The 25,052-nt window shown below is 63.4% G+C and carries 23 protein-coding genes; 6 read left to right on the top strand and 17 right to left on the bottom strand.

From position 1 onward, the window contains the following. Positions 1-6: 6 nt before the first annotated feature. Positions 7-906 (bottom strand): DMT family transporter, encoded by a 900-nt coding sequence (locus PYR71_RS03560; protein ID WP_275618238.1) that lies wholly within the window; start codon positions 904-906, stop codon positions 7-9. Positions 907-1,017: 111 nt separating this feature from the next. On the opposite strand from PYR71_RS03560, the gene PYR71_RS03555 reads away from it, so the two are divergent. Further along, the gene (locus PYR71_RS03555) at positions 1,018-1,482 is read left to right on the top strand and encodes an Lrp/AsnC family transcriptional regulator (protein ID WP_275618237.1); all 465 of its coding nucleotides are present in this window, start codon (positions 1,018-1,020) and stop codon (positions 1,480-1,482) included. An 86-nt stretch (positions 1,483-1,568) separates the two neighbouring features. Here PYR71_RS03555 and PYR71_RS03550 read toward each other — a convergent pair whose 3' ends face one another. The 3 genes from PYR71_RS03550 to dut form a co-directional block, all read right to left on the bottom strand. Next, positions 1,569-2,339 carry a hypothetical protein gene (locus PYR71_RS03550; protein WP_275618236.1) on the bottom strand — a complete coding sequence of 257 codons (771 nt, stop codon included), beginning with the start codon at positions 2,337-2,339 and terminating at the stop codon, positions 1,569-1,571. Between the two features lie 163 nt (positions 2,340-2,502). Further along, the gene (locus tag PYR71_RS03545; RefSeq protein WP_275618235.1) at positions 2,503-3,204 is read right to left on the bottom strand and encodes a hypothetical protein; all 702 of its coding nucleotides are present in this window, start codon (positions 3,202-3,204) and stop codon (positions 2,503-2,505) included. Positions 3,205-3,295: 91 nt separating this feature from the next. Further along, a complete protein-coding gene (gene dut / locus PYR71_RS03540) occupies positions 3,296-3,763 on the bottom strand; it encodes a dUTP diphosphatase (RefSeq protein ID WP_275618234.1) in 468 nt (155 codons plus the stop codon). 90 nt (positions 3,764-3,853) lie between these two features. Here dut and PYR71_RS03535 point away from each other — a divergent pair, with 90 nt between their 5' ends. Continuing rightward, positions 3,854-5,437 (top strand): peptide chain release factor 3, encoded by a 1,584-nt coding sequence (locus PYR71_RS03535; RefSeq protein ID WP_275618233.1) that lies wholly within the window; start codon positions 3,854-3,856, stop codon positions 5,435-5,437. Positions 5,438-5,454: 17 nt separating this feature from the next. Here PYR71_RS03535 and PYR71_RS03530 read toward each other — a convergent pair whose 3' ends face one another. The 4 genes from PYR71_RS03530 to PYR71_RS03515 all read right to left on the bottom strand — a co-directional run bounded on the left by PYR71_RS03530 (position 5,455) and on the right by PYR71_RS03515 (position 9,491). Next, a complete protein-coding gene (locus PYR71_RS03530) occupies positions 5,455-5,856 on the bottom strand; it encodes a GFA family protein (RefSeq protein WP_183914066.1) in 402 nt (133 codons plus the stop codon). Between the two features lie 10 nt (positions 5,857-5,866). Beyond that, entirely contained in the window at positions 5,867-7,399 is a 1,533-nt protein-coding gene (locus PYR71_RS03525) for a S10 family peptidase (protein ID WP_275618232.1), read from the bottom strand. 131 nt (positions 7,400-7,530) lie between these two features. Then, the gene (locus PYR71_RS03520) at positions 7,531-8,817 is read right to left on the bottom strand and encodes a CynX/NimT family MFS transporter (protein ID WP_275618231.1); all 1,287 of its coding nucleotides are present in this window, start codon (positions 8,815-8,817) and stop codon (positions 7,531-7,533) included. After that, positions 8,814-9,491 (bottom strand): FadR/GntR family transcriptional regulator, encoded by a 678-nt coding sequence (locus tag PYR71_RS03515; RefSeq protein WP_275618230.1) that lies wholly within the window; start codon positions 9,489-9,491, stop codon positions 8,814-8,816. Before PYR71_RS03515 ends, PYR71_RS03520 begins: the two co-directional genes overlap by 4 nt. Before the next feature lie 504 nt (positions 9,492-9,995). On the opposite strand from PYR71_RS03515, the gene PYR71_RS03510 reads away from it, so the two are divergent. Then, entirely contained in the window at positions 9,996-10,808 is an 813-nt protein-coding gene (locus PYR71_RS03510) for a class II glutamine amidotransferase (protein ID WP_275618229.1), read from the top strand. Positions 10,809-10,942: 134 nt separating this feature from the next. Here the strand turns inward: PYR71_RS03510 and coaBC are convergent, their stop codons facing one another. Both coaBC and PYR71_RS03500 read right to left on the bottom strand, forming a co-directional pair. Next, the gene (coaBC, locus tag PYR71_RS03505) at positions 10,943-12,151 is read right to left on the bottom strand and encodes a bifunctional phosphopantothenoylcysteine decarboxylase/phosphopantothenate--cysteine ligase CoaBC (RefSeq protein ID WP_275618228.1); all 1,209 of its coding nucleotides are present in this window, start codon (positions 12,149-12,151) and stop codon (positions 10,943-10,945) included. 124 nt (positions 12,152-12,275) lie between these two features. Next, positions 12,276-13,040 carry an SDR family oxidoreductase gene (locus tag PYR71_RS03500; RefSeq protein WP_275618227.1) on the bottom strand — a complete coding sequence of 255 codons (765 nt, stop codon included), beginning with the start codon at positions 13,038-13,040 and terminating at the stop codon, positions 12,276-12,278. A gap of 124 nt (positions 13,041-13,164) precedes the next feature. On the opposite strand from PYR71_RS03500, the gene PYR71_RS03495 reads away from it, so the two are divergent. Genes PYR71_RS03495 through PYR71_RS03485 form a run of 3 tightly spaced genes read left to right on the top strand, consistent with a single transcriptional unit; the run spans position 13,165 to position 15,721 of the window. Beyond that, positions 13,165-14,073, top strand: coding sequence for a LysR family transcriptional regulator (locus PYR71_RS03495; protein ID WP_275618226.1), 909 nt, complete (start codon positions 13,165-13,167; stop codon positions 14,071-14,073). Positions 14,074-14,099: 26 nt separating this feature from the next. Continuing rightward, positions 14,100-15,338, top strand: a complete 1,239-nt coding sequence (locus PYR71_RS03490) for an MFS transporter (protein WP_275618457.1) — start codon at positions 14,100-14,102, stop codon at positions 15,336-15,338. Continuing rightward, positions 15,335-15,721: a VOC family protein gene (locus PYR71_RS03485; protein WP_275618225.1), complete on the top strand. Its 387-nt coding sequence runs from the start codon at positions 15,335-15,337 to the stop codon at positions 15,719-15,721. Before PYR71_RS03490 ends, PYR71_RS03485 begins: the two co-directional genes overlap by 4 nt. A gap of 30 nt (positions 15,722-15,751) precedes the next feature. Here PYR71_RS03485 and ertB read toward each other — a convergent pair whose 3' ends face one another. The 7 genes from ertB to ubiB form a co-directional block, all read right to left on the bottom strand. Continuing rightward, complete coding sequence (gene ertB, locus PYR71_RS03480) at positions 15,752-17,413, bottom strand: thiourocanate hydratase (RefSeq protein ID WP_275618224.1); 1,662 nt, start codon at positions 17,411-17,413, stop codon at positions 15,752-15,754. Between the two features lie 66 nt (positions 17,414-17,479). Then, complete coding sequence (locus tag PYR71_RS03475; RefSeq protein WP_275618223.1) at positions 17,480-17,809, bottom strand: TfoX/Sxy family protein; 330 nt, start codon at positions 17,807-17,809, stop codon at positions 17,480-17,482. A 3-nt stretch (positions 17,810-17,812) separates the two neighbouring features. Continuing rightward, complete coding sequence (gene ertC, locus PYR71_RS03470; RefSeq protein WP_275618222.1) at positions 17,813-18,910, bottom strand: thiohydantoin desulfurase; 1,098 nt, start codon at positions 18,908-18,910, stop codon at positions 17,813-17,815. Further along, positions 18,891-20,168 carry a Zn-dependent hydrolase gene (locus tag PYR71_RS03465; RefSeq protein ID WP_275618221.1) on the bottom strand — a complete coding sequence of 426 codons (1,278 nt, stop codon included), beginning with the start codon at positions 20,166-20,168 and terminating at the stop codon, positions 18,891-18,893. The genes ertC and PYR71_RS03465 overlap by 20 nt, the downstream gene beginning before the upstream one ends. Continuing rightward, positions 20,165-21,544, bottom strand: coding sequence for a hydantoin-5-propionate amidohydrolase (gene ertD, locus PYR71_RS03460; protein ID WP_275618220.1), 1,380 nt, complete (start codon positions 21,542-21,544; stop codon positions 20,165-20,167). The genes PYR71_RS03465 and ertD overlap by 4 nt, the downstream gene beginning before the upstream one ends. Positions 21,545-21,677: 133 nt before the next feature. After that, positions 21,678-23,255 (bottom strand): aromatic amino acid lyase, encoded by a 1,578-nt coding sequence (locus PYR71_RS03455; RefSeq protein ID WP_275618219.1) that lies wholly within the window; start codon positions 23,253-23,255, stop codon positions 21,678-21,680. A gap of 203 nt (positions 23,256-23,458) precedes the next feature. After that, entirely contained in the window at positions 23,459-25,033 is a 1,575-nt protein-coding gene (gene ubiB, locus PYR71_RS03450; protein ID WP_275618218.1) for a 2-polyprenylphenol 6-hydroxylase, read from the bottom strand. Between the last annotated feature and the right edge of the window lie 19 nt (positions 25,034-25,052).

The following is a 25,052-nucleotide window of genomic DNA, read 5'->3' as shown; positions in this document are numbered from 1 at the left end:
CTTTCGTCAGCCCTGAAGCGCTCGTGGCCGCAGCCAGCGCGGCGTCCAGCCGAGGTTCATGCCGGCCGCGGCAAGCAGGATGATGGCGGCGCCCGCGATCTGCATCGGCTGCAGCGCGTGGCCGAAGGCCAGCTGGTCGACGAGGATCGCGGCGATCGGATAGAGGAAGGACAAGGCCCCGGTCAGATGGGTCGGCAGCCGCTGGATGGCGCCGTAGAGCAGCACATACATCAGCCCGGTATGGATGACGCCGATGGAAACGAGGATTGCCCAGCTTCCGGCATCCTGAGGCGGCTGCGAAAAATCTGTCATTGGCGCCAGCATCAGCATGCCGGTTGCCACCTGGATCAGCGCGATCAGATGCGGCGGCGTGCCTTTCAGCCACTTCGCGGCAAGCGCTGCCAGCGCGTAGAAGAAGGCGGCGCCCAGCGCCATCAGGATGCCGAGGCCGTAGCCATCCGATGTGCCGCTCGCCTGAGGCTTCGCCTCGACGATCGCAGCCATGCCGGCAAAGGCGAGCGTCAGCCAGAACAGCTTGGCGGCGGTGATCTTCTCGCCGAGAAACAGCGCGCCGAGCACAAGCAGCATGAAGGGTTGGGTGTTGTAGACGGTGGTGGCGATCGAGATCGTCGCATGCGAGTAGGAGGCAAACAGCAGCAGCCAGTTGACGACGATGGCGATGCCGCCGAAGACGGCGATGGCGAAGGTGCGCAGCGTGAGGATGCCTGGCCGCAGCAGCCCGAGGGCGCCGCAGATGACAAGCAGGGTGAGCGCGCCGAACAGGCAGCGCCAGAAAACCACGCCGCTGACCGGCTGGCCCGACATGACGACGAACCAGCCGATCGTCCCCGAGATCAGCATCGCTGCCGTCATTTCCGCCGTGCCTCTTTTGATATCGCCGCTCATGATCGCCTCCGTTTTGCTGAGTTGATAATATTGCGGCGACAAGCGAAATTATATAATGATAAAGATGAAGTTCCTCGCTGCGGCCTAATAATAAAAGGGAAAGAAGGGGTCATGCCTAACGATGCCCAGGCGCTTGATGAGATCGATCAGGCCATTCTCGAAGCGCTGGCCGGCAATGCCCGGATCTCGCTGAAGGAGCTGGCACAGCAGGTGGGGCTCTCCTCGCCGAGCGCTGCCGAGCGTCTGCGCCGGCTGGAGGAGCGCGGCGTCATCAAGGCCTTCACCATCGATCTCGATCCTGCCGCCGTCGGCTATCCCCTGCAGGCGATCATCCGCGTGCGTCCGCTGCCGGGGCAGTTGCACATCGTCGAGCGCCTCATCCAGGAAATTCCCGAAATCGTCGAATGCGACAAGGTGACCGGCGAGGATTGTTTTATCGCCCGCCTGGTCATCCGCTCGATGGCGGAACTTGACGGCCTCCTGGACAGGGTCGCCGAACGTGCGGAGACCAACACGGCGATGATCAAAGCCTCCCCCGTCAAGCGCCGGCTGCCGCCGCTGTCACGGAAAAGGTAGGTCTTGGCTGAACAGGAGCTCTGGAAATTCGCCATCGAAGGCGGCTCGCGCGGGAACCCGAGGCGGCATCGGCCAATCCGCGGTCCTTAGTTCCCTTCCTTGAGAACTCCTCTCAGGCATTTCTCAAGCTGATCCTTTATATCGACGACAGATCGGCACTCACGAATGGCATATGCTGCCGCCATTTCGGCATTGCGTCTGAAGCCGGGAACGTCCCCGGCGCGATATGTTGCTGCAACCCCGCCGAAGGGTCCCTTAATCCCGACCGACTGTAGCAGGACTGTGTATAGGCAGCCTACCGGATTGATATCGCGGTCGATGACGACGTTGACAACCGGGTATCCTTTTCGGCGCTCATGGTAGCATTCTAATGTGTCCGGCTTGCTTCGAAGCGTGTCTATATCGTGCACTGCTATCTGGCCCAATTTTGCCAGCTTGAGCGCATCACGATCAACGAACACTTCGACGGTCTGGGCGTTTGACGACTGGTTCTGATCACCGAAAGGGGCATATGGCGCTCCAACTGAGTAATCTATCGACTGGCTGGCGTTGAAATTGAGACGAACGTCTGCGTAAGCCATCAGCCCAAAAAACACGCGGAAAAACTTTAGCTGCAAAGCTTGAATATCGCTCCTCTCCATGCCCTTCACATTGATAATGATGTTCACGTCGATTGGGTTGTCGATGTCGAGAATCGGCGCTGTCGATTTCGAAACGGCAAACGCGACGATCTCTTCCAATGACAATGATGAGCGAATCGACTGAAGCTTTGTTGAATCGATCGCAAGCGTCGGTGTCGCAATCAGCGCTGTGGCTAGTCCCGCAATCACGCGCCATGGCGCTTTCCTAAATGACATAAGCGCCTCCAACAAACACCGCTCCCGCCGCTGATCAACCCATTATTAGCTTGAATGTTTGAACTGCTGATCACACGTCGGTCAAGCGCCGCCTGCCGCCGCTGACGGCGTTGGTCAACGCGGTACCGACTTACCATCATCGAGAACTTGTCTCAGGCACTTTTCAAACTGAACTTTTTTGTCGATGAGAGATCGGGCATTCGCGAATGGCATATGCTGCCGCCATTTCAGCGTTAATTCTGAAACCGGGAATTCTTCCGGGATTGAAAGTCGCAGCATCTCGGCCAAAAGCATCCGTAACTCCGACCGATTGTAGTAGAACACCATAAAGACAGCCCACCGGATTGATGTCGCGGTCCACGAGCACATTGATAACCGGGTTTCCGATTCCGCTCTCGTGATAGCATGTCGATGTATCCGGCTTGCTTCGGAGCGTGGCTACATCGTGAACTGCTATTTGGCCCAATTTTGCCAGTTCCAGCGCATCACCATCGAGGAATGCGTCGAGTGTCTGAGTATTCGGCGGCTGGTTTTGATCACCGAAAGGCACATATGGCACAGCAGACGAGTAATCTATGGATCGACTGGCATTGAGATTGATGCTGATCTCCGCGTAAGCGCTGATCGCAGAGAAAACGCGCAAAAGCTCAATCTGAAAGGATTGAATATCGCTCTTCTCCATGCCTTTCGCATTGAGGACGACGTTCATCTCGATGGTTTTGTCGATGTCGAGAATCGGCACTGTCGATTTCGCCATGGCAAATGCGACGATCTGTTCCGCAGATAAAGATGAGCGAATCGACTGGAGCTTTGTTGAATCGATCGCAAGCGCCGGCGCCGCAATCAGCGCTGCCGCCAGACCCATAACCACGCCCTATGGCGCTCTCTTGAATAGCATAAGCGTCCCACAACGCTGCTCATCAATCGTTCGGTTGCTTCACTGTTCGAGCCGTCGATCACACGCCGGTGGAGCCGAAGCCGCCGGCGCCGCGCGCGGTTTCGCCTGCCGCTGTGATCTCGGCCACCCGCGCCTGGGTCACCGGCGCGATCACCATCTGGGCGATGCGCATGCCCCGTTCGATGACAAAGGCGTCCTCGCCGAGATTGGCAAGCAGCACCTTCACTTCGCCGCGATAGTCGCTGTCGACGGTGCCGGGTGAGTTGAGGCAGGTGATGCCGTACTTGAAGGCGAGGCCGGAGCGCGGCCGCACCTGGCCTTCGAAACCCTCGGGGATTTCGAAGATGAAGCCGGTCGGCACCAGCGCCCGTTTGCCGGGCAGAAGCGTCAGCGGCGCATCCGCGTCGACGGCGGCGCGCAGGTCCATGCCGGCCGCTCCCTTGCTTTCATAGGCGGGCAGGTCAAGGCCTTCGCCGTTGGCTAGGCGGATGACGTTCAGCGTCGGGCGCGTGTGATGAATGGTCATAGCCCATTACTTTGCGCCCGCAGCGTCGAGGTCAATTGCAAAGCCGGGCTTTAATCGTTAGATACGCGGCAATTCCACAGGATTCATAGTATGGCCGAAAGTCTCGCCGAGGCGGTCTCCCGCCGCCGCACATTCGCTATTATCGCCCACCCGGACGCGGGCAAGACGACGCTTACCGAAAAGCTGCTGCTGTTCGGCGGCGCCATTCAGCTTGCCGGCGAAGTCAAGGCGAAGAAGGACCGCATGCAGACGCGCTCCGACTGGATGAAGATCGAGCGCGAGCGCGGCATCTCCGTCGTCACCTCGGTGATGACCTTCGAATATAACGACAATGTCTTCAACATCCTCGACACGCCCGGTCACGAGGATTTTGCCGACGACACCTATCGCACCCTGACCGCCGTCGATGCCGCCGTCATGGTCATCGATGCCGCCAAGGGCATCGAGCCGCGCACGCTGAAGCTCTTCGAAGTCTGCCGCATGCGCGATATCCCGATCATCACCTTCATCAACAAGATGGACCGTGAAAGCCGCGATCCCTTCGAGATCCTCGACGAGGTCGAGGAGAAGCTGGCGCTGGATACGGCGCCGATCACCTGGCCGATCGGCCGCTCGAAAACCTTCTGCGGCTCCTATCATCTGGCCAACAGCACCGCCCGCGGTTCCGACACAGAAGTCGAGACGACGCCGGTCAACGGCCCGAAGGCGGTCGCCGACCGGCTGCCGGAAAACGAGCGCCAGGCCTTCATCGACGAAACCGAGCTCGCCATCGAGGCCTGCCGCCCCTTCGACCGCGACTCCTTCCTCGAAGGCCATATGACGCCGGTCTTCTTCGGCTCGGCGCTGCGCAATTTCGGCGTTCGCGACCTGATCAACGCGCTCGGCGCGTTCGCGCCGCCGCCGCGCGACCAGGTCGCCGATACCAGGACGGTGCACGCGACCGACGACAAGATGACGGCCTTCGTCTTCAAGATCCAGGCCAACATGGATCCCAACCACCGCGACCGCATCGCCTTTGCCCGCATCTGCTCCGGCAAGCTCGAACGCGGCATGAAGGCGAGGCTTGCCCGCACCGGCAAGCAGCTCGGCCTGACGGCGCCGCAATTCTTCTTCGCCTCGCAGCGCCAGCTCGCCGACACCGCCTATGCCGGCGATGTCGTCGGCATTCCCAATCATGGTACGCTCAGGATAGGCGATACGCTGACCGAAGGCGAATCGCTGGTCTTCCAGGGCGTGCCGAACTTCTCGCCTGAGATCCTGCGCCGCGTGCGTCTCGAAGATGCGATGAAGGCGAAGAAGCTCAAGGAAGCGCTGCAACAGATGGCCGAGGAAGGCGTCGTGCAGCTGTTTTCGCCGGAAGACGGCTCGCCGGCGATCGTCGGCGTCGTCGGCGCCCTGCAGCTCGACGTCCTGAAGGAGCGGCTGATGGCCGAATACGGCCTGCCGGTCTCCTTCGAAATGTCACGTTTCTCCGTCTGCCGCTGGATCTCCGCCGATCAGCCGGCGGATCTCGAAAAATTCGTCACCGTCAAGCGCGGCGATATCGCCCGCGATCTCGACGGCGATCCCGTCTTCCTCGCCCAGGATGCCTTCTCGCTGCGTTATGAGGCGGAGCGCTATCCGGCAATCAAGATGGTCGCGATCAAGGAGTATCACGCCGCCAAGGCGGCGTGATGGCTTCGGACCCCAGGCTAGCCCTCGCGATCGAACCGCGGCAACGGTCCGATATTGTCCACCCAGGGCAAGGCTGAACGGCACCATATCTGTTTCTTCGGCGCCAGTTCCCGCCGCTGGTCGATGCTGCCGAGACGGATGCCGATCGCGCTGCCTTTTTCATCGGTGCGGTAGAGCGGAGATCCGCAGTTTGCGCAGAAGAACTGCCGGCTGAGGCCGCCGCTCTCGCCATATTTGCTATATTCGCGCGGTTCACCCGATTTCAGCGTGAAGCGTTCCGATCGCACCGGGGCGGTGACGCGATAGGCCGAACCCGTCAGCCGCTGGCAATCGGTGCAATGGCAGATCGAAACCCGCTCCGCGTCGATCTCCGCTTGATAGCGGACCGCGCCGCAATGGCATCCTCCGGTGATATGCATCGGCAAGTCCTCAATCTGCCGGCGAGGCCGCCGGCCGCTTGGCATAAAAGGCCTTGGCATCCGCCGTGAAGGCGGCCCGTTGATCGGCTTTGGTATAGAACATATGCCCGCCGCGATAGAGTTTCAGCCCGACGCGGCCGCCGGCGAGCGACGGCGGCAGGTGGTCGACCACGTAGCGGCTGACGCCGTAAGGCGTCACCAGATCGCTGTAGCCATGGGCGATCAAAAGATGGAATGCCGAGTTCGCGGCAAGTAGCTGTCGGATGTCGTCGGTAGCGCTGACCTGCGCTCGCGATCCGCCGCCGCGCCCACCGCCCCATTCCCAGCGCCGACTGATATCGCTGTCGAGCAGCGAATAGGTCATCTCGGTTTTGAAGCCGAGCTCGTTGCGGGCATAGTCGGCAAAAGCGCCGCCATAGGCGCGGGTGAAGCCGTCGAGAATGGCATCGTCGCCACGGTCGTAGTCCGATTCCGGATAGGGATCGGGTGCGGCAAAGGAAGCGTCGTAGGGGCTCATCACTTCACCGCTGCCGCCGTCCGAATGTTTGACGAAGGAGTTGCCGAGGAAGCCGCGGTTGCGTGTAACGATATCCTCAGGGATACCCGTCAGTCCAGCAATCCTGCCATAGAAGGCGGCGGCATTAGCGCCGGTCGGCGGCGGCCCGGCGAGCGTCTTCAGATAATCGCCGAGCGCGAAGCTCTCGGCCTCGCGCTGCTTCTCTTCGTCGAAGGCATTGCGCCGGTCGAGTTCGGCTGCTGCCAGCGACGGCAGCTCGAGTGCCGCGCCGAGCGCGAACTGATCGGCATTGAACATCAACTGGCCTTCGAGCAGGGGCGATAGCATCACCGCACCGGCGACGACGATGCCCTGGCTTTCCTGCAGAAGCGACGCGACCTTGGCGGCGCGGAAGCCGCCATAACTTTCGCCGAGCAAATATTTCGGCGAGTTGGAACGGTTGTTGTGCGCGACATAGAGCGCGATCGCCTTGGCGATGCTCTGGGCGTCGGAGTTGACGTTGTAATAGTTGGAAGCGTCGTCGGCCTTGACCGTCCGGCTCCAGCCGGTGCCGATCGGATCGATCAGCACGAGATCGGTGAAATCGAGCCAGCTTTGGGGATTATCGACCAGCTTCGCATTGGCGCCGTCGCGTCCCTGAGGTCCGAAATCGAGCACCTTCGGTCCGACCAGCCCGAGATGCAGGAAGGCGGAAGCCGCCCCCGGCCCGCCATTGAAGGCAAAGGTCACCGGCCGGTCGGCCCCGGCGTCTTTCGCGACATAGGCGGTGTAGAAGATCGCGCCGGTCCGGGCGCCGTCCTGGCCGAAGAGATCGAGCGTGCCGGCGGTTGCGGTATAGGCGATCTTCCGGCCGCCGATCGTCAGTTCGTGTTCGGTGACGGAATCGGCCGGCAGCAGCTTCAGCACGCCGTCGCGCACGCTGCCCTCGACATTCGCCTTCGGTTGATCGCCTTCCTGTGCGGGAGAAAGGGCAGGGACCAGAGACGCTGCAAGCGCGGCCAGCAGAAACAGGGGTTGTATACGCAAAATGTCTCCTCCGGCGGTGCGGCATGCGGGTGAGATAGCGTAGCATCCGCGGCAGGCGATCGGCATCAAGAGATGGTGATGGGCCGGTGAGCGAGCAACGGAGTGAGCAAGTGAGCGCGTGAGCGAGCGACTCAGGATGCCTTCCCGATCCCACGTACATGTACCTCCAGCGGCCGGCCGGCCTTCCAGCCGTTGATCGCGGCGGCGAGCCCGAGCGCGACGAAGAGAAGCGCGCACCAGGAAAAGCTGCCGGTCCAGCCGCGAATGAGGCCGACAATGAGCGGGCCGATGGCGGCAAGGAGATAACCGACGCATTGGGCCATGCCGGAAAGATGGGCGGCGACATCGGGATCGCGCGAGCGCAGCACGATCGTCGTCATCGCCGCCGCGATCAGCCCGCCCTGGCCGATGCCCTGCAGCAAAGCCCAGAGCCAGACCGTCGACAGCGGCGCGAAGAGCAGGCCGAGCAGAGCGACGACAGCGACGCCGCAGAGGCTGGCATTGATCAGCCGCTGATCGCGGCCGCGCACGGCGATATGCGGCACAACAAGGCAGGATGCGGCCTGCACCATCACCGACAGTGAAACGATCACCCCGGCGGTGACGCCGTCGAGCCCGCGTTCGCGCAGGATCGGAACCAGCCAGCCGAAGACGCAATAGGCGAGCGCCGATTGCAGGCCCATGAAGAGCGTCACCTGCCAGGCTAGCCGGTCCCGCCAGAGGCCTTTGACGTGGGTTCCGTTTCGTCTTGCGTAGCCGCTGCTGCGCAGAACGTGCGGCAGCCAGATCAGGCCGACGGTGAGCGCCGGCAGCGCCCAGATGGCGAGCGCACCCGCAAGCGAGCCGCCGAGCGCGTGCTCGAGCGGCAGTGTCAGCCCCGCGGCACTTGCCGCACCTGCGCAGAGCGCCATCGTGTAGAAGCCGGTCATCAGCGCTGTGCGCGTGGCGAAATCCCGTTTGACCAGCCCCGGCAGCAGCACGTTGCCGACGGCAATGCAGGCGCCGGCGAGCGCCGTGCCGATGAAGAGCAGCGGCACAGAGGAAAACGCGCGCAATGCAGTGCCAAGTGCCAGGAGGACGAGGACGCCGAGCAGCATACGCTCCGAACCGAAGCGCTGGGCAAGGCGCGGCGCCAGCGGCGAGAAGGCGCCGAGGCAGACGACCGGCAGCGTTGTCAACAGGCTGGCGCCGAGTGCTGTGAGACCAAGTTCCGAGCGGATTTCCGGCAGAAGCGCCGAGGCACTTGAAAAGACCGGCCGCAGGTTGAAGGCGATCAGCACGAGGCTGGCGCCAAGCAGAAATCGATCCGCGGCACCACCCACCGGTGTCGGCGGCGGCAGGCTGCCGGCCTCGGCGTCTATAAGCAGTTCGTCGGCCGGGTCGAGCATGGCGGTGAGATCGTTGGAAGGCGCATTCATGACAGGATCATCCGCTCAATGGCGGCGAGAACCGGCGCCATGAAGCGGCGCACCGCCGCATCCGCCTTGTCGGGATCGCCGGTTTCGATCGCGTCGACGATATCGGCATGCGCCTGCATATCCGGTTCGGGAATATCGCTCCCCAGCGTCGCCGCGATGGTCTCGGCGATCGAGGCCGAGAAGAAATCGTAGATCTCGACCATCGCCCGGTTGCCCGACGCGGCGATGACCGCCTTATGGAAGGCGAGGTCGCGCTCGATGAAGCCGGCCTTGTCGCCACCGTCGTAGGTGCCGCGCTCGGCAAGCAGCCGGCGAAGCTCCATTACCGTCTCCGGCGTCTTGCGGATCGCCGTCAGTCGGGCGGCCTCGACGTCGAGCGCCAGGCGCGCCTCGAACTGGTCTCGCAGGCTGGCGCGCCGCGCCATCGTCAGCGGCCGGCCGGCATCGCTGGTCGAGCGCACATAGGTGCCCGACCCCTGCCGCGTTTCGAGATAGCCCTGGGAGACGAGAACGCGTACGGCCTCGCGCACCGTGCCGCGGCTGACCGACAGCATGGCCGACAGCGAGGCTTCATTCGGCAATTTATCGCCGACCGCCCAGCGTTTGCCGAGAATGTCGCCGCGGATCGCCTCGATTGCCGCATCGGCGAGATTTGTCCTGCTGATCGCCCGCATGGAACACTCATAAAGTCATCGGATGACTTTATGAGTAATGGACTTTCTCCTTCTCGTCAAAGCAAAATCCGGGCAATGAAAAAGGGCCGCCTCAGCGACCCTTTCCATGAGTTTGGCCTCGAACTGGCCTGGACTGTCAATGCAGCCCCAGGAAGGCGGGTCTTAGAGCGAGGGCTGCCTCGCTTTCATCACCACTTCCATGCCCGTTACGAGGTCCGAAATCTCATTAGACATTGGATCACCTTCCTTTCGTTCTGTTGCTGATAGACCCAAGGTAGGCCGATTCTTTCGAGATGCAAGTAGAAATCCCCGTCTGTGCCCGGCCTCTGCGGATCTGACCGTTCACAAAAAAACACAGAGCTTTGCTGAATTTGAAGGCGCCGCGCGCCACGAAACCGTCATCTTGCGCTTGCAAGCCCGCCGCACGTTAAGCTGTTATTAGCCTTGACGTTCGACAATTTCAGCATTCCCGCCGAAGCGGCGGCGGGTCCCGGAGCAAAAGCCATGTGTCGCTGGGCAGCCTATCGCGGAGACCCTCTCTATCTCGAGGAGCTGGTATCCTCGCCCGCCCATTCGCTGATCGAGCAGTCCCATTGCGCCACACGCGCCAAGACGTCGACCAATGGCGATGGCTTCGGCATCGCCTGGTATGGCGACAGGCCCGAGCCCGGGCGCTACCGCGATATCCTGCCGGCATGGTCGGACTGCAATCTGAAGAGCCTGGCGCGGCAGATCCGTTCGCCGCTCTTTCTCGCCCATGTCCGCGCCGCCACGGGTGGCGGCACGCGCCGCGACAACTGCCACCCCTTCACCCACGACACCTGGTCCTTCATGCATAACGGTCAGATTTCGGGCTTCGAGCGCCTGCGCCGGCCGATGGAGGCGATGCTCGACGACGAATTGTTCAATGTCCGCAGCGGCACGACCGATTCCGAGCTGATGTTCCTGCTGGCGCTGCAGTTCGGCCTGCGCGAGGCGCCGATCGCCGCGATGGCCGCTATGGTCGGCTTCGTCGAAGACCTGGCCGAAAACATCATCGGCTCGATACTGCTGCGTTTTACCGCCGCCTTCTCCGACGGCAATACGCTCTATGCGATCCGATATGCCACGGATCGCAAGGCCCCGACGCTTTACGCCTCGCCGGTCGGCGCCGGCTATTGCCTCGTCTCCGAGCCGTTGAACGATGATGGCGACGCCTGGACGGAAATTCCCGATGGCAGCGCTGTGACGGTCGGCAAAAACGGCATCGACGTCGCGGATTTCCGGCCGGAAAATCGGAGCGTCGCCAAGCTTCAGGCTTTGGCCGCCTCCGCATAATCCTCGTCGAAATCGAAAGCGATTTTCTAAAGCGTGTCGCGATCTTTCAGATTCGCTTGTCACGCTTTAGGTCTTTGCTTTTGCGCATGTCTTCATCGCAAAACCGCTGCACACTTTTGCGAGACATGCTCTAGCTATGCGTGGAAACCCTTGGCGACCAGCGCCGCCAGCCGTTCGGCAACCTCTTCCTTGGTCAGGTCGGGCCATTGCTCGACACTGTCGTGGCGAATGAGTTTGACGCTGTTGCGGCTGCCGCCCATGATCCCCGTCGCCGGAGAAACGTCATTGGCGACGATCAGGTCGGCGCCCTTGCGCTCGAGCTTCGCCTTGGCATTGCTTTCCACGTCCTGGGTCTCGGCGGCAAAGCCGATCACAAGCTTCGGCCGCATCGTGTGATGGCCGACGGTTTTGAGAATGTCGGGGTTCTCGGTCAACGCCAGCGTCGGAATGGATTCGCCCGGATGTTTCTTCAGCTTCTGGTCGGCTGCCGAGGCGACGCGCCAGTCCGCCACCGCCGCCACCATGACGGCGATATCGGCTGGCAGCGCCGCCAGCACGGCATCACGCATTTCCTCCGCCCGCTCGACATGCACGGTGTGGACGCCGACGGGGTCGGCGATCGCCACCGGCCCGGAGACGAGCGTCACTTCAGCTCCGAGCTTGGCAAGGGCAGCGGCGATCGCATGGCCTTGCCGGCCGGAAGAGCGGTTGGCGATGTAGCGCACCGGATCGATCGGCTCATGCGTCGGTCCTGACGTGACGATCGCATTGCGTCCTTTCAGCGGTTTTTCCCCGTCATCGAGCATGGTTTCGGCGGCAGCGACGATGTCAAGCGGCTCCGCCATCCGGCCGAGCCCGGCCTCGTGGCTTTCCGCCATCTCGCCGGCCATCGGCCCGACGAAGCGGACGCCATCGTCCCTCAGCCTTGCCGCATTGCGCCGGGTGGCCGGATGTGCCCACATTCTGGGGTTCATCGCCGGAGCCGCAAGCACCGGCCTCGCCGTTGCCAGGAGCACCGTCGAAGCGAGATCGTCGGCAAGTCCGTTCGCCATCTTCGCCATCAGGTCGGCGCTGGCGGGCGCAATCAGCACAAGATCGCAGTCGCGCGCCAGCCTGATATGCCCGACATCCTGTTCATCCTGCCGTGAAAACAGATCGGTGAAGACATGATCCGCGGCCAGTGCGCCGACGGCGAGCGGCGTGACGAATTCCTGCGCCCCCTTGGTCATGATCGGGCGCACGCTTGCGCCGCGCTCGCGCAGCCGGCGGATCAGATCCAGGCTTTTATAGGCGGCGATGCCGCCTGAGATGATGAGGAGGATGCGTTTGCCGCTAAGAGCCATGGCTTTCTACCCGTCGCCTTTTTTGCCCGGCCTCGACCCTAAGCCTTTGGCGCAGAACATGCAATCGCGCGAACGGGCTGGAGATGGATCCCCAGCCCGCCGGCCGATATCATGCCGCGCCGTCTCAGCTGCGCGTGATCGAAATGCCGCCGTCGACCAGCGAAGCCGTGCCGGTGACGAAGCTCGCATCGTCTGAAGCGAGATAGAGGACCGATCTGGCGACTTCGTCCGGCGTCGCGACACGCTTCAAGGCATGCATATTGGTGACAGCAGCCTGCTTGTCGGCCGTATCGTTCATGTCGCGGTACATGTCGGTATCGACGGCGCCCGGCAGCACGGCGTTGACGCGCACGCCCTGTTGTCCGAATTCGGCCGCGAGCGCCTGCGTCAGCCCGATCAGCCCGGATTTGCTGGCGGCATAGGCGGCAACGCCCGGAAACGCGAAGCTGTAGCCGACGAAGGTCGAGGTGAAGATCACCGACCCGCCGCCATTTTCCGCCATCGCGCCGATCTGATGTTTGGCGGCGAGGAAGGATGCGGTGAGATTGACCGCCAGCGCCTCGCTGAAACCTGCTTCCGAGACACCGGTGCTCGGACCGGCCTCGCCGATGATGCCGGCATTGTTGAAGGCGATGTCGAGCTTGCCGTAATTGGTGACCGCGGCCGCGACCAGCGCCTTGTGGTAGTCTTCCGACCGGACGTCGCCGGCAACGGCCACGGCGTCGCCGCCCTCGGCCTTGATCTCCGCCACCAGGCTGTCGAGTTCGCGCTCTCGGCGAGCGCCGACGACGACCTTGGCGCCTTCGGCGGCAAAGAGGTTGGCCGTGACGCGGCCGATGCCGGAGCTTGCGCCGGTGACGATTGCGACCTTGTTGTTCAGGCGGTTCATGGTTCCATCTCCTAGTTGAAACGGCGCGGCCCCTGCCGTGCCTTCCGTTGAATGGAAGATGGCATTTTCCTTTCGTTCGGATTAGTCTCCAGATCAGGGAATTCGAATTCGGAAAGATCGAACAATGATCAGGATCGAAGGCATTGCGGCTTTCGTTGCCGTTGTCGAGGCCGGCTCGATCAGCGAGGCGGCCCGGCGGCTGCGGCTCTCAAAATCCGTCGTCAGCGAAAGGCTGGCAGAACTCGAAAAGGCGCTTGGCGGCACGCTGCTGCACCGAACGACGCGCAAACTCGCTCTGACCGAGGACGGTGCGGTCTTCCTGGAACGGGCCGGGCGCATCGTGCGCGAGATCGATGAAGCCGCCGCCGACATGGCTGAGCGGCGCGGCACGTTGTCCGGGCCGATCCGCATTGCTGCACCCGTCACCTTCGGCCGCATGCATCTCGGTCCGGCGCTTTATCCCTTTCTCGCCGAACATCCCGACATCCACCTGACGTTGGATATCGACGACCGCCGTGTCGATGCTGCGTCGGACGGCTATGACGCCATCATCCGCAATGGCCCGCTCGCCGACAGCAGGCTGGTCGCCTGGAAGCTTGCGCCGAGCCGCCGCCTTCTCTGCGCGTCGCCGGATTATCTCGTCCGCCAGGGAATGCCGACCTCGCTCGCCGACTTGGACAGCCATCGCGGTATCTTTTACACCAATCGCGGTGTTGCCGACTGGCGCTTCCAGACGCCGGAGGGTGCGATCCTCGTCCGCGCAAAACCGGCGCTCGGCATCAACAACGGCGATATGCTCCGCGATGCCGCGATCGCCGGCCTCGGCATTGCGCTGCTGCCGGCCTTCATTGCCGGCCCGGCCATCCGCGAGGGCCTGCTTGCCGAAATCGATGTCGGTCACAGGCCAGAGGCCGAATTCATCTACATGGCCCATCCCGCCGGGAATCCCTCGGCCAAGCTGCGCGCCATCGCCGACCATCTGAAGAAGAGTTTTGGCGATCCGCCCTATTGGGATATGGCGGATAATCCATGAATTCGAAGGTTCGTCAGGATGAAGATATGCCGCCCTCAGCGCACGTCGTGAAGACTGTGCCCACAGGAGAAAAGCACTATTTGACGCGCGGCACCGGCGCTTATCGCCGCGCCAGCCTGGCCCTTTTCCTCTCCGGCTTTTCCACCTTCTCGCTGCTTTATTGCGTGCAGCCGCTGCTGCCGATCTTTTCGCAGGAATTCTCCGTCAGCCCGGCGGAAAGCTCGCTGGCGCTGTCGTTCTCCACCGGATTCCTCGCACTCGCCATTGTCTGTGCCGCCGCCGTCTCGGAAGGCCTTGGCCGCCGCAGCCTGATGTCGATATCGCTGGTCGGCGCGGCCTTGTTGACGGTGGCCACGGCTTTCGCGCCGAACTGGGAACTGTTGCTCGTCATTCGCGCCCTGCAGGGCTTCGTTCTCGGCGGCGTGCCCGCCGTCGCCATGGCCTACCTCGCCGAGGAAATCGATCCGCGCGGACTCGGCGCCACCATGGGCCTTTATGTCGGCGGAACGGCCTTCGGCGGCATGTCCGGCCGCGTGCTGACCGGCATCTTCGCCGAATATCTCAGCTGGCGGCCGGCGCTGTTCCTCATCGGCGCCATCGGCCTTGCCGCGGCGCTCGGCTTCATCGCCCTGCTGCCGCGGTCGAGGAATTTCGTCCGCCGGCCGGGCTTCGACCCGCGTTTCCATGCGAAGGCCTGGCTTGGCCATCTCAAAAATCCGGCGCTGCCCTTCGTCTTCGCCATCGCCTTCCTGGCGATGGGCTCCTTCGTGACGATCTACAATTATGCCGGCTTCCGTCTCGTGGCGCCGCCCTATAGTCTCAACCAGACCGAACTCGGCCTGATCTTCACCGTCTATCTCTTCGGTATCGGCGCCGCGTCGATCGGCGGCCTCATCGGAGATCGGATCGGGCACTTCACTGTGCTGCTCTTCGGCCTGGCGCTGACGGCCGCCGGCAGCGCCCTGACGCTCTTCGCCGCGCTGCCATCGATCATTCTCGGCATTATTGTGCTGACGGCCGGCTTCTTCATGAGCCATTCCATTGCCAGCGGCCTCGTCGGCAGGCTGGCGCATGGCACCAAGGGCCACGCCTCGTCGCTCTATATGCTGGCCTATTACGTCGGCTCCAGCCTCATGGGGTCGGCGGGTGGCTGGTTCTTCGCAATCGACGGCTGGGCCGCCGTCGTCGCCTTCACCCTTGTCATGCTGACGCTCGCTTTTATCTCCGCCTGTGCCGCGCAGCGTCTTGCAAGGGAAAAAACATGATCCGCATCGACCGTCTCGATCATCTCGTGCTGACCGTCGCCGATATCACAGCCACCTGCGATTTCTATTCCCAGATCCTCGGCATGTCGGTCGAAACCTTCGCGGAGGGCCGCACGGCACTGAAATTCGGCGGCCAGAAGATCCATCTGCATCAGGCCGGCCACGAATTCGAACCCAAGGCCAGACATCCAATCCCCGGCTCCGGCGATCTCTGTTTCATCGCCGAAACGCCGATTGTCGACGTCATCGCCCATCTGCGGGCATCGGGCATTGTGATTGAGGAAGGTCCGGTCGAACGCACCGGCGCCACCGGACGGTTGCGTTCGGTTTATTTCCGAGATCCTGACAGCAATCTCATCGAGGTTTCGAATCTGATCGACTGACGCTCGATAGGCCGATACCGGCTTGCGGGTTCAATCCAGACGGATATAGGGCACGTCCTTCTTCACCACCTCATCCAGCGCCTCTTCGTAGCCCGCATCAGCATACCGCATGACGCCCAAGGCGGTGTCGTTGGTCAGTGCGTGGTCGAGCCGCTCGTCGGCGGCTTCGGTGCCGTCGGCGATGACGGTGACGCCGCAGCTCGTCATGTAGCCGGCATAGCCGCCGCCGCCGGAATGGACGACGACGAGATCGGCCATCGACGAGCACAGCATCATCGCGTCGATCAGCGGCCAGTCGGCGATCGCGTCGGAACCGTCCCTCATCCGCTCGGTCATGATATTGGGATGCGCCATGGCGGCGGCATCGAGATGGTCGCGGGAAAATGCGACGGGGCCTTTCAGTTCGCCGCCTGCGACCAGCGCATTGACGCGCCGCGCCAGCATCGTGCGTTCGACGTGGCCGAGCCAGGCGATGCGCGCTGGCAGCCCCTCGAAGGGAACGTGCTCGCGGGCCAGCCGGATCCAGTTGGTGATGATCTTGTTGTCGGGAAACATCTCGAGCAGCAGATCGTCGATGCGGGCTATATCGCTCTCCTCGCCCGACAGCGCCATCCAGCGGAAGGGGCCGATCGCCCGGGCAAAGAGCGGCCTCAGATAGGCCTCGGTGAAGATCGGAATGTCGAAGGCATTGGTGACACCGCCATCTTTCGCCTGGGTGCGGATCAGGTTGCCGTTGTCGAAGACCTCGGAGCCGCGTTTCTGGAAGTCCAGCATCGCCGTCACATGCTCGACGATCGAGGCGCGGCTTGCCGCCATCAACTGCCCCTGGCCATCGTCGCGCAGTTCTCTCACCTGATCGAGGCTCATGCCCTTCGGCACATAGCCGTAGACGAGATCGTGCGCCGAGGTCTGGTCGGTGACGATGTCGGGCACGATGCCGCGCCTTGCGATTTCGGGATAGACCTCCGCCGCATTGCCGACGAGGCCAACGGAGAGCGCCCGCCTGTCCTTCACCGCCGCATCGATCATCTCAAGGGCGGTATCGAGATCGGGCGCGATCTCCTGGAGATAACCGATCTGCTGGCGCTTGCGGGCGCGCTCCGGATCGATGTCGACGCAGAGGATCGCAGCCCCTGCCATGCGGCCGGCGAGCGGCTGCGCCCCGCCCATGCCGCCGAGGCCGGCCGTCAGCACGAAGCGGCCGGCGAGATCGCCGCCGAAGCGCCGCTCGGCGATGCGCATGAAGATCTCGTAGGTTCCCTGGATGACACCCTGGCTGCCGATATATTGCCAGGCGCCCGCCGTCAGTCCGCCCCAGCAGATCAGTCCCTTGCGCTGCAGCTCGTAGAACACCTCGGCCTTTGCCCATTGCCCGACGATATTGCAGTTCGCCATGATGACGAGTGGCGCCTTGGCATGCGTCTTCACCAGCCCGATCGGCTTGCCGGACTGGATCAGCAGCGTCTGATCCTCCTCCATCTCGGTCAGCGCTTTGACGATGCCCTTGTGCGCCGTCCAGCTGCGAGCCGCCTTGCCGAGTGCGGCATAGACGATCAGGTTTTCGGGATCCTCGCCGACGGACAACACATTTTCGAGCAGCCGCAGCAACGCTTCCTGTCGCCAGCCCTTGGCGCGCAGCTCCGGCCCGCCGGGGATCGGAAATTTCGGATGGCGTGGATTGGCCTTCGGCATGGTGATTTCCTCACTTGATTCTCTGCTTTTCCCTTGTCCCCGGTGAGGGAGGAGGGGAGTGGCAGGTTATTTGGCCGGCAGCGATTTCACATAGGCAAGCGCCGCATCGAGCAAACGCCGTCTCAGCCCATCGTCGCCATAAACCTCGGCCGTGGCCCGCACCCAGCCTTGCATCACCCGTTCGCCCGACAGCATCTGGATCACGCCGGGCAAGGCCAGCGCCCAGCCGTCATTGCCCTTGCCGAGGCGGATCAGTATGCCGTCGCTGCGCGCGCCGCAAAGCAGATTGCCGTTCAGCAGGAAGGCCCGGCCGCCGAACATCGATTTTTCGCTGAGCCCCGACTGATCGCCGAGTTCGTCGCGCAGCAGTTCTTCGAGGCCGCGATCGCGCGTCATGGCTCAGGCCTTCGTTTCAAGCGCATAGCGGGCGATCTCGATCCCCATCGCCTTTTCGACGACGGGATAGACGGTGGGATCAAGCACGCTTGCCGACAGCGGGATGATATCCTTCGGCACATGCAGGATGAAGACCCGCATGCCTTCCCTGAGCTGGCCGACGCTGAGCGGCTCGCCCTCCTGAGACAGCGTGGTGATGACTGCGGGGAAGGTCGCAAGCCGCCCGCCATCGGCATCGTCAACGGCCATATATTCGTTCATCACATGCAGCGTCACCGATTTTGCGCCCGAACCGATGATGATCGTGCCGATGTCAAAGGCTTCCCTGGTGTAGACGACGTCTTTTCGAGAGATGACCCCTTCGGCGAGGATATGTCCGCCCGTCGTCTTGCAGATCGCGTCGATGACGGCGGGTCCGCCGCGTTTCTCCGCCGCGATGATCGCTTCTCCAAGGGAGAGCGCCATCGAAATGCCGCCGAGCGCCGCATGGCTGCGGACATAGGAAGCGCGCAGCGGGTTGCGGCAGCTGGCGATGAAGCCGCCGGATTGATCGGCGGCGGCGCGCAGCACCGGCGAGATCTTCGCCGTCGCCCCCTTCACCACCAGTTCGATATAGCGGTTTTCGGCCCGATTGCCGCCGACGGCGGTCTGGATCATCGGCTCGGGGGAGCCGGCCATGCCGATCGAGCCCATGTCGCCGGTCGGATGGGCGCGGATATCGCCGACGGCATCGACCACCTTGGTGCCGAGGATCGCCGAGGGCAGCCAGCCATTCAGGGTCGAGGACTTGCCGTTCTGGCCGATGATCAGCCCGGAAAGCTTTTCGCCCAGCGCCTCCTGCAAGAGTTGCACGGCCTTGACGTAATCGATGCCCTGCATTTCCCAGGGCGTCGTGGAGGCCGGCGCGCCAATGGCCGCGGCCGTCGCGATCCAGTCATCGTCTCGCAGTTCGTCGACCGAGACCAGCTCCGGTTTGCCGGCATTGACGGCCGCCAGCCCGAGCATGCGCCCATGATCGGCCCAGCCGCCGCCGCCGGCGGCATAGACGGAGCCGCCCTTGACGGCCGCTTCGACGTCCTTCTCAACCAGTATGCGTCCCATTGGCCTTCTCCCGCTTCGAATCCGTGTCCATCTCGCGCACCGCCTCGAACAGCACGGCGGCGCCGAGCGCGATGTCGTCATTGTCGGCCCACTCGTCGGCGCAATGGCTGCGGCCCGCCCGGCAGGGCACGAAGATCATGGCCGCCGGCGCCACCTTGGCGATCCAGGCCGTGTCATGTCCGGCGCCCGAGGCCATGCGCCGATGTTTCGCGCCGACGCGCTCGCAGGCGGCCTCGAGCGTCGAAAGCAGCCCGGCATCGCCCGGCGTCGGCAGATTGTCGGACACCCGGTCCGGCGCTTCGATCCTCACGCCATAGGCGGTCGCCAGCTTTTCGACATGGCCGTCGAGCCAGCGGCAGAAGGCCTCCATGTCGGCGCGGATTTCGGCGCGCCCGTCGATCAGCAGCACGACCTTCGACGGCACGACATTAGCGGCATTCGGCTCGATCCTGAATTCGCCGACCGTCGCCGCAAAATGCCCCGGCGTTCTGGCAAGTTCGGCGGCGGCGTTGCGGATGTCGAGCACCAGCTGCGATGCCGCCACCAGTGCATCCGCCCGCCGGTCCATCGGCGTCGTGCCGGCATGGTCGGGTCGCCCCTCGACGGCAATTTCGATGCGGGTGATGCCGGCGATCGCGGTGACGATGCCGATATCCTTCCTTTCGGCTTCGAGCACCGGCCCCTGCTCGATGTGCAGCTCGAGAAAGCCCGCAATATCCGGCCTCTTCTGCTGCGCCAGGACACCAGGCTCGCCGCCCATCTGGGCAATGCCCCCGGCAAGATCGAGATCGCCGCTGACGCGCGAAAGCCAGGCCTCCGGCAGTTGCCCGGTCATGGCGCGGCTGCCGATGCAGGACACTCCGAAGATGCTGACTTCTTCGGCGAGGAAATCGACGATCTCCAGATCATGGTCGAGCTCGATTGTCTGGTCGCTGAGCGCCCGCGCCACCTCAAGCGCCGCGATCACCCCGGCAATGCCGTCGAAGCGGCCGCCGTCCGGCACCGTGTCGGAATGCGAACCGAGCATGATCGTGCCGAGCCATGGTTTGCGGCCGGTGCGCCGGCCGATCAGATTGCCGGCCGCGTCGATCCGCGTTTCCAGTCCGGCCGCCTTCATCCGCGCTTCGAGATAGCTCCGGCCTTCGCGAAAGAGCGGCGAGGCCCGCCGCGTCCAGGGATGCCCCGGCTCGGTGATCGCGGCCAGCGCCTCGATATCCTCAGCGATCCTTTTGGCATTGACGGGAAGATTGCGGCTCATGCACCGGCTCCCGCAATGACGTGGCGCGGCGGTGGCCGGACGAACCGGCCGGTGCCCGGTTTGGCCAGCACCCTGCCGCCCTCGGCGATCTTTTCGCCACGCAGGTAGGTTGTCGCCACCGTCCAGGGCAGGGCCACGCCGTTATAGGGGCTCCAGTCAACGACATTGTTGCCGCTTGCCGATGCATCATAGATGCTTTCCCGCGGTTCCAGCACGGCAATATCGGCATCCTTGCCCGGCGTCAGCGCGCCCTTGATATGGTCGAGCCGGAAGTGCTTCGCCGGATTCTCCGCCATCAGCCTGGCCGCCCAAGTCAGCGGAATGCCGCGCTCGACGGCGCCTTTGACGAAAAGCGGCACCATCACCTCGAGACCCGGCACGCCGGATGCGTTGGCGAGCATGTCGGGATTGGTCTTGCGGTTCTCCGACCAGCTGACGTGATCGGTCGAAACCAGCCAGACATCGCCGTCGGCCACCTTCCGCCAGAGCTTCTCCACCTCTGCGCGCGGCCGCAGCGGCGGGTTGATCTTCGCTTTGCCGCCGAGGCGCTTCACGTCGTTCTCTTCGTCGAGCGTCAGATAATGGATGCAGCATTCGACGGTCGCCGAAAAGCCGTCATGCCGATAGGCGCGGGCGATATCGTAGCCGCGCCCGAGCGAGCAATGCACCACATGCGCCGGGCAGCCGGTGGCTGCACCCGTCTCGAAGATCGTGTGCATCGCCAGGAGTTCGGTGATCGGGGGCCGCGACAGGCCGTGCGCCCGCCAGTCGGTGATGCCGCGTGCCTTCACCTGCTCGATATAGCTGCGCACCGCCTCGTCGTCTTCATTGTGCACGCCTGATGTCAGCCCCGTCGGCGCGATGGCGGCAAAGCAGGCGTCGAGCAGGGCCGGCGGGATGCGCGGAAAGCGCTTGGGGTCGGTGCCGAATGTCGAGAATTTGAAAGCCGCAACGCCCGCCTCGACCATCTCGCCGATCCGCGCAGTGCCTTCTTCCGGATCGACGGTGCCGTAAAGCGCGAAGTCGACACGCGCCTGTTGGCCGGCATGGTCGACCTTGCGTTTGACTGCCGCCGCCGAGCAGACGAGATCGCCTTCGTCATAGGGCATGTCGACGATCGTCGTGACGCCGCCGGCCGCTGCCGACCGCGTCGACCAGACGAAGTCCTCCTGGTTCTTCTGGGAAAGCGAATGCACCTGGGCGTCGATCGCGCCAGGCAGGATCAGCGCTCTGCCGAGCAGATGCCGTTCGCGCGCTGCAGGCGGCACGCCGAGTCCGACCTCGGCGATCCTGCCGTCGCGGGCGGCGACATAGCCCTCTTCGAGAATGCGGTCCGGCAGCACCACCGTGCCCTGTAGAACGAGATCGAAGTCCATGCCGTTCCTCCTAACTGAAGTCAGACCGTCGCCGGCCGGGGCAGGGTGCCAGGCGCGAGCGTCTTTCGCACGGCATTCGTGCCCCGAGTGGTTAATGTAGAACAGGATCCCAATTTTCAGGCCCTGGCTGACATCATCCTGTTCGGCTGGCCAGCCGCTCCTCGATGGGCTCCGGCGAGCCGAGCGCGAAGAAATCATCGAAGGAGGCAATCGGCACCTGCTCGGTCAGTTTTGCCAGAAAGTCGTCCGATCCGAGCTCTTCCTCGATCGCCTCCACCTCGGCCGAAAGTGGCCGGTCGACCGTATAAAAAGCCGCGTGTTTGCGCACGACCTGATAAAGCATGCCGGCGACGCCCTTCGGTTCGTCTCCGAGAATGTCGATTGCCTGGGCCGACAGCAGCGCCTCGAGTGCCGCAAGCCGCTTCAGCGCCTGCATCTGCCGCTCGAAGCGCTCGATGACGAGCGGCAGGAAGGCCGCCTCGTCCTCCAGGCCGGCCGCAACGACCAGCGACTGGGCCGAAACGGGACCGGACATCGACAGGACGCGCGAGAAGATCTCGCCGGCGAGCTTGATGATCGGCCCGAAGCCGGTGGCGATCCGACCCGCCGGCACCAGGTTGACCGGCAAGTCGCGCCGCTGGCCATTGCCGAGAATGACGCAGCGGTTGAAGGCGTTTCGCGCCGCATGCGCCATGCAGAGGGCGGCCGATTCGAGCAGAATGGTCACATCGAGCGGCAGCGATCCGCCCGAGGTCATCACCCTGCCTTCGACCACCACGGGATTGTCGTCCGAGCGGCCAGTGGCGGCAAGGATCTTGTGGCCGGTCGACAGCAGGTTTTCGATGACGGCGCCGAATACCTGGGCGATCATGCGCAGGCTGAGCGGATCCTGCACATGCGTTGCAACAGGCCAGTTCCAGTCGTCCGACGCATTGCAGAGCCAGGCGCCGATCAGCGCCTCGCGCGCCGTGCCGACATGGCGGACGGCCTTCCAGGGATCGCGGGAGGCGCCGAGCGCGCCGGCCGCCATCATCGCCGTCGCCAGCAGGACACGGATCGAGGCCGCCGCATTGCGTGTCGTTTCGGCGGCCGCGGCAAAGCTCACCGCATTGACGCTGAGCGAGGCGAGGCTGTCGCGCGGCGCCATCCGCACCGGCTCCAGCCCTGCCGCGCGGAAGGCGTCGGCTGCCTGCATCCGCTTGCCGCGATAGACCGCTTCGCCGACGCCGGTCAGCACTGCGCCGATCTGCCCCATCAGGCCGATATCGGCGCAGCCGATCGAGCCGGTGCGGCGCACGACCGGAATGAGATCGGCCCCCAGCATCGTGATATAGGCCTCGATCAGCTCCGGCGTGCAGCCGACCTGGCCGGTCAGCGCCGTATTGACGCGGATCGCCATGGCGTTGCGCACGACGTTGCAGGAAAACGGCGTGCCGGTGCCGAAATGATGGGCGCGCACCAGGCCGAGATTGAAGGTGTCGAGTTCGTCGGCCGACCACTCCACATCCTTCATGGCGCCGACACCGGTGGTCGAGCCGTAGACCGGCATTCCGGAAGCGATCGCATCCTCGACGATCTCGCGGGCGATGGCGATGCGCGCCATGCCGGTTGGCGAAGCAGAAATCACCACCTTGCCCGCACCGATGGTCACCATCTCGGCAAAACCGAGCGGCCGTCCGGAAAGTTCGATGCCAGGGCGTTCGTGCTGCATGTGCCAGATCTCCTAGAACAGGATGATTTTAGGCCGGTCCGGCCGAAAATCTGAATCCTGTTCTAAATTAAAGAGCCAGAGCATGATGTCGCCCGAAAACCGCTCACACTTTTTCGGCATCATGCTCTAACGGTGAGACTAAGCGAGCCCTCCGTTACATGGGATATCCTAAATGCCGAACACAGCATGTTATCCGCAGGCGGTCAGCTCAGCATCCAGGCAATATAGAGAAGCGTGAATGCGATGACCCACAGTGCGATCCTGGCCGAGCGGTTGTGCCGTGCTTCCGCCTTGCCGATCGCCTCGGCTGTCTCCTCGTCGAAACGCAGGCCGTGCTCGCTCATATGCAGAAGCTGATGGTGGAATTTTTCGGTCTTTGCCGCAATTTCCGGCACGGCTTCGGCAAGCTTGACCGCCGCCTTCAGCCCGTCCTTGAGATCGGTGGCGATCCGCTTCGGCCCGAGATTGTTGCGAATCCAGTCGCCGACGACCGGCTCGGAGGCCTTCCACATGTTGAAGCGCGGGTTGAGCATGCGTGACACGCCTTCGACCACGACCATGGTCTTCTGCAGCATCACCAGTTCCGGCCGTGTCGCCATGTCGAAGAGTTCAGTTACTTCGAAAAGCAGCGTCAAGAGCTTGCCCATCGAGATCGTCTCGGCCGGCTGTCCATGGATCGGCTCGCCGATCGCCCGGATTGCCTGGGCAAAGCTCTCGACATTGTGGTGGCCGGGCACATAGCCCGCCTCGAAATGCACTTCGGCGACGCGGATGTAATCGCGGGTGATGAAGCCGTAGAGGATTTCGGCGAGGAACCGGCGTTCCTTCTTGCCGAGCCGCCCGACGATGCCCATGTCGACGGCGACGATCATCCCACCGGCATCGACGAAGAGATTGCCCGGATGCATGTCGGCATGGAAGAAGCCGTCGCGCAGCGTATGACGCAGGAACGACTGGATCAGCGTGTCGGCGAGCAGGTTGAGATCGTGACCGGCCGCGCGCAGCCCCTCGACGTCGGACATTCTCGTGCCGTCGATCCACTCCATGGTGATGACGTCGCGGCCCGTGCGCTCCCAGTCGACCTTCGGTACGCGGAAGCCGGGATCGCTGTCGGTGTTTTCGGCGATTTCCGAAAGCGCTGCCGCCTCCAGGCGAAGATCCATCTCCACCTTCGTCGTCTGTTCGAGCGTCTTCGTCACCTCGACCGGCCGCAACCGCCGGCTGGACGGCATGAAACGCTCCTGCATATGGGCGACGAGGTACATGGCCTCGATGTCGTGGGCAAAACGCTGGCGCACGCCGGGTCGCACGATCTTGACGGCGACCTTCTTGCGGCCCTGCGATGTCTCGATTTCGGCCGGGTGCACCTGGGCGATCGAGGCTGCGGCGATCGGCTCGCCGAAGCTTGCATAGAGTTCGCCGATCGGCCGCCCGAGCGAACCTTCGATATTTGCCTTTGCGGCAGCCGAGGGAAAGAAGGCCATGCGATCCTGCAGCTGCGACAGGTCGTTGGCGAATTCGACGCCGACGACATCCGGCCGCGTCGCTAGGAACTGGCCGATCTTCACATAGGAGGGACCAAGCCGCTCGACGGCCTGCGCCAGTCGGTCGCTGCGCTTCTGATGTTTTGCCTTGCTTCGCTCGAAAATCGTGACGAAGGATTTGGCGAGCGCGACCGAAGGCGGCAGGCCTTCGGAAGGAAGAGCCGAGACGACGCCCTCACGCACCAGCACCCAGCCGACGCGCCAAAGGCGGAAATAGGCTCCGAAAGTGCTCATGCAGGAATGCCCCGGCGAC

The sequence above is a fragment of the Rhizobium mulingense genome, assembly GCF_029194105.1.
GTDB lineage: Bacteria > Pseudomonadota > Alphaproteobacteria > Rhizobiales > Rhizobiaceae > Rhizobium > Rhizobium mulingense.
Note: the sequence above shows the minus strand (reverse complement) of the source record. Positions and strands in the feature narration are given on the sequence as shown.

What these genes read in the sequence shown, in the direction of transcription:
- PYR71_RS03485 (WP_275618225.1), top strand. Translation starts at nt 15,335, where the DNA reads ATGATCCGCATCGACCGTCTCGATCATCTCGTGCTGACCGTCGCCGAT.
- PYR71_RS03530 (WP_183914066.1), bottom strand. Translation starts at nt 5,856, where the DNA reads ATGCATATCACCGGAGGATGCCATTGCGGCGCGGTCCGCTATCAAGCG.
- PYR71_RS03515 (WP_275618230.1), bottom strand. Translation starts at nt 9,491, where the DNA reads ATGCGGGCGATCAGCAGGACAAATCTCGCCGATGCGGCAATCGAGGCG.
- PYR71_RS03535 (WP_275618233.1), top strand. Translation starts at nt 3,854, where the DNA reads ATGGCCGAAAGTCTCGCCGAGGCGGTCTCCCGCCGCCGCACATTCGCT.
- PYR71_RS03475 (WP_275618223.1), bottom strand. Translation starts at nt 17,809, where the DNA reads ATGACGCGCGATCGCGGCCTCGAAGAACTGCTGCGCGACGAACTCGGC.
- PYR71_RS03510 (WP_275618229.1), top strand. Translation starts at nt 9,996, where the DNA reads ATGTGTCGCTGGGCAGCCTATCGCGGAGACCCTCTCTATCTCGAGGAG.
- ertC (WP_275618222.1), bottom strand. Translation starts at nt 18,910, where the DNA reads ATGGGACGCATACTGGTTGAGAAGGACGTCGAAGCGGCCGTCAAGGGC.
- PYR71_RS03520 (WP_275618231.1), bottom strand. Translation starts at nt 8,817, where the DNA reads ATGAATGCGCCTTCCAACGATCTCACCGCCATGCTCGACCCGGCCGAC.
- dut (WP_275618234.1), bottom strand. Translation starts at nt 3,763, where the DNA reads ATGACCATTCATCACACGCGCCCGACGCTGAACGTCATCCGCCTAGCC.
- PYR71_RS03555 (WP_275618237.1), top strand. Translation starts at nt 1,018, where the DNA reads ATGCCTAACGATGCCCAGGCGCTTGATGAGATCGATCAGGCCATTCTC.
- ertD (WP_275618220.1), bottom strand. Translation starts at nt 21,544, where the DNA reads ATGGACTTCGATCTCGTTCTACAGGGCACGGTGGTGCTGCCGGACCGC.
- PYR71_RS03500 (WP_275618227.1), bottom strand. Translation starts at nt 13,040, where the DNA reads ATGAACCGCCTGAACAACAAGGTCGCAATCGTCACCGGCGCAAGCTCC.
- PYR71_RS03545 (WP_275618235.1), bottom strand. Translation starts at nt 3,204, where the DNA reads ATGGGTCTGGCGGCAGCGCTGATTGCGGCGCCGGCGCTTGCGATCGAT.
- PYR71_RS03490 (WP_275618457.1), top strand. Translation starts at nt 14,100, where the DNA reads ATGCCGCCCTCAGCGCACGTCGTGAAGACTGTGCCCACAGGAGAAAAG.
- PYR71_RS03455 (WP_275618219.1), bottom strand. Translation starts at nt 23,255, where the DNA reads ATGCAGCACGAACGCCCTGGCATCGAACTTTCCGGACGGCCGCTCGGT.
- ertB (WP_275618224.1), bottom strand. Translation starts at nt 17,413, where the DNA reads ATGCCGAAGGCCAATCCACGCCATCCGAAATTTCCGATCCCCGGCGGG.
- PYR71_RS03560 (WP_275618238.1), bottom strand. Translation starts at nt 906, where the DNA reads ATGAGCGGCGATATCAAAAGAGGCACGGCGGAAATGACGGCAGCGATG.
- ubiB (WP_275618218.1), bottom strand. Translation starts at nt 25,033, where the DNA reads ATGAGCACTTTCGGAGCCTATTTCCGCCTTTGGCGCGTCGGCTGGGTG.
- PYR71_RS03495 (WP_275618226.1), top strand. Translation starts at nt 13,165, where the DNA reads ATGATCAGGATCGAAGGCATTGCGGCTTTCGTTGCCGTTGTCGAGGCC.
- PYR71_RS03550 (WP_275618236.1), bottom strand. Translation starts at nt 2,339, where the DNA reads ATGTCATTTAGGAAAGCGCCATGGCGCGTGATTGCGGGACTAGCCACA.
- coaBC (WP_275618228.1), bottom strand. Translation starts at nt 12,151, where the DNA reads ATGGCTCTTAGCGGCAAACGCATCCTCCTCATCATCTCAGGCGGCATC.
- PYR71_RS03465 (WP_275618221.1), bottom strand. Translation starts at nt 20,168, where the DNA reads ATGAGCCGCAATCTTCCCGTCAATGCCAAAAGGATCGCTGAGGATATC.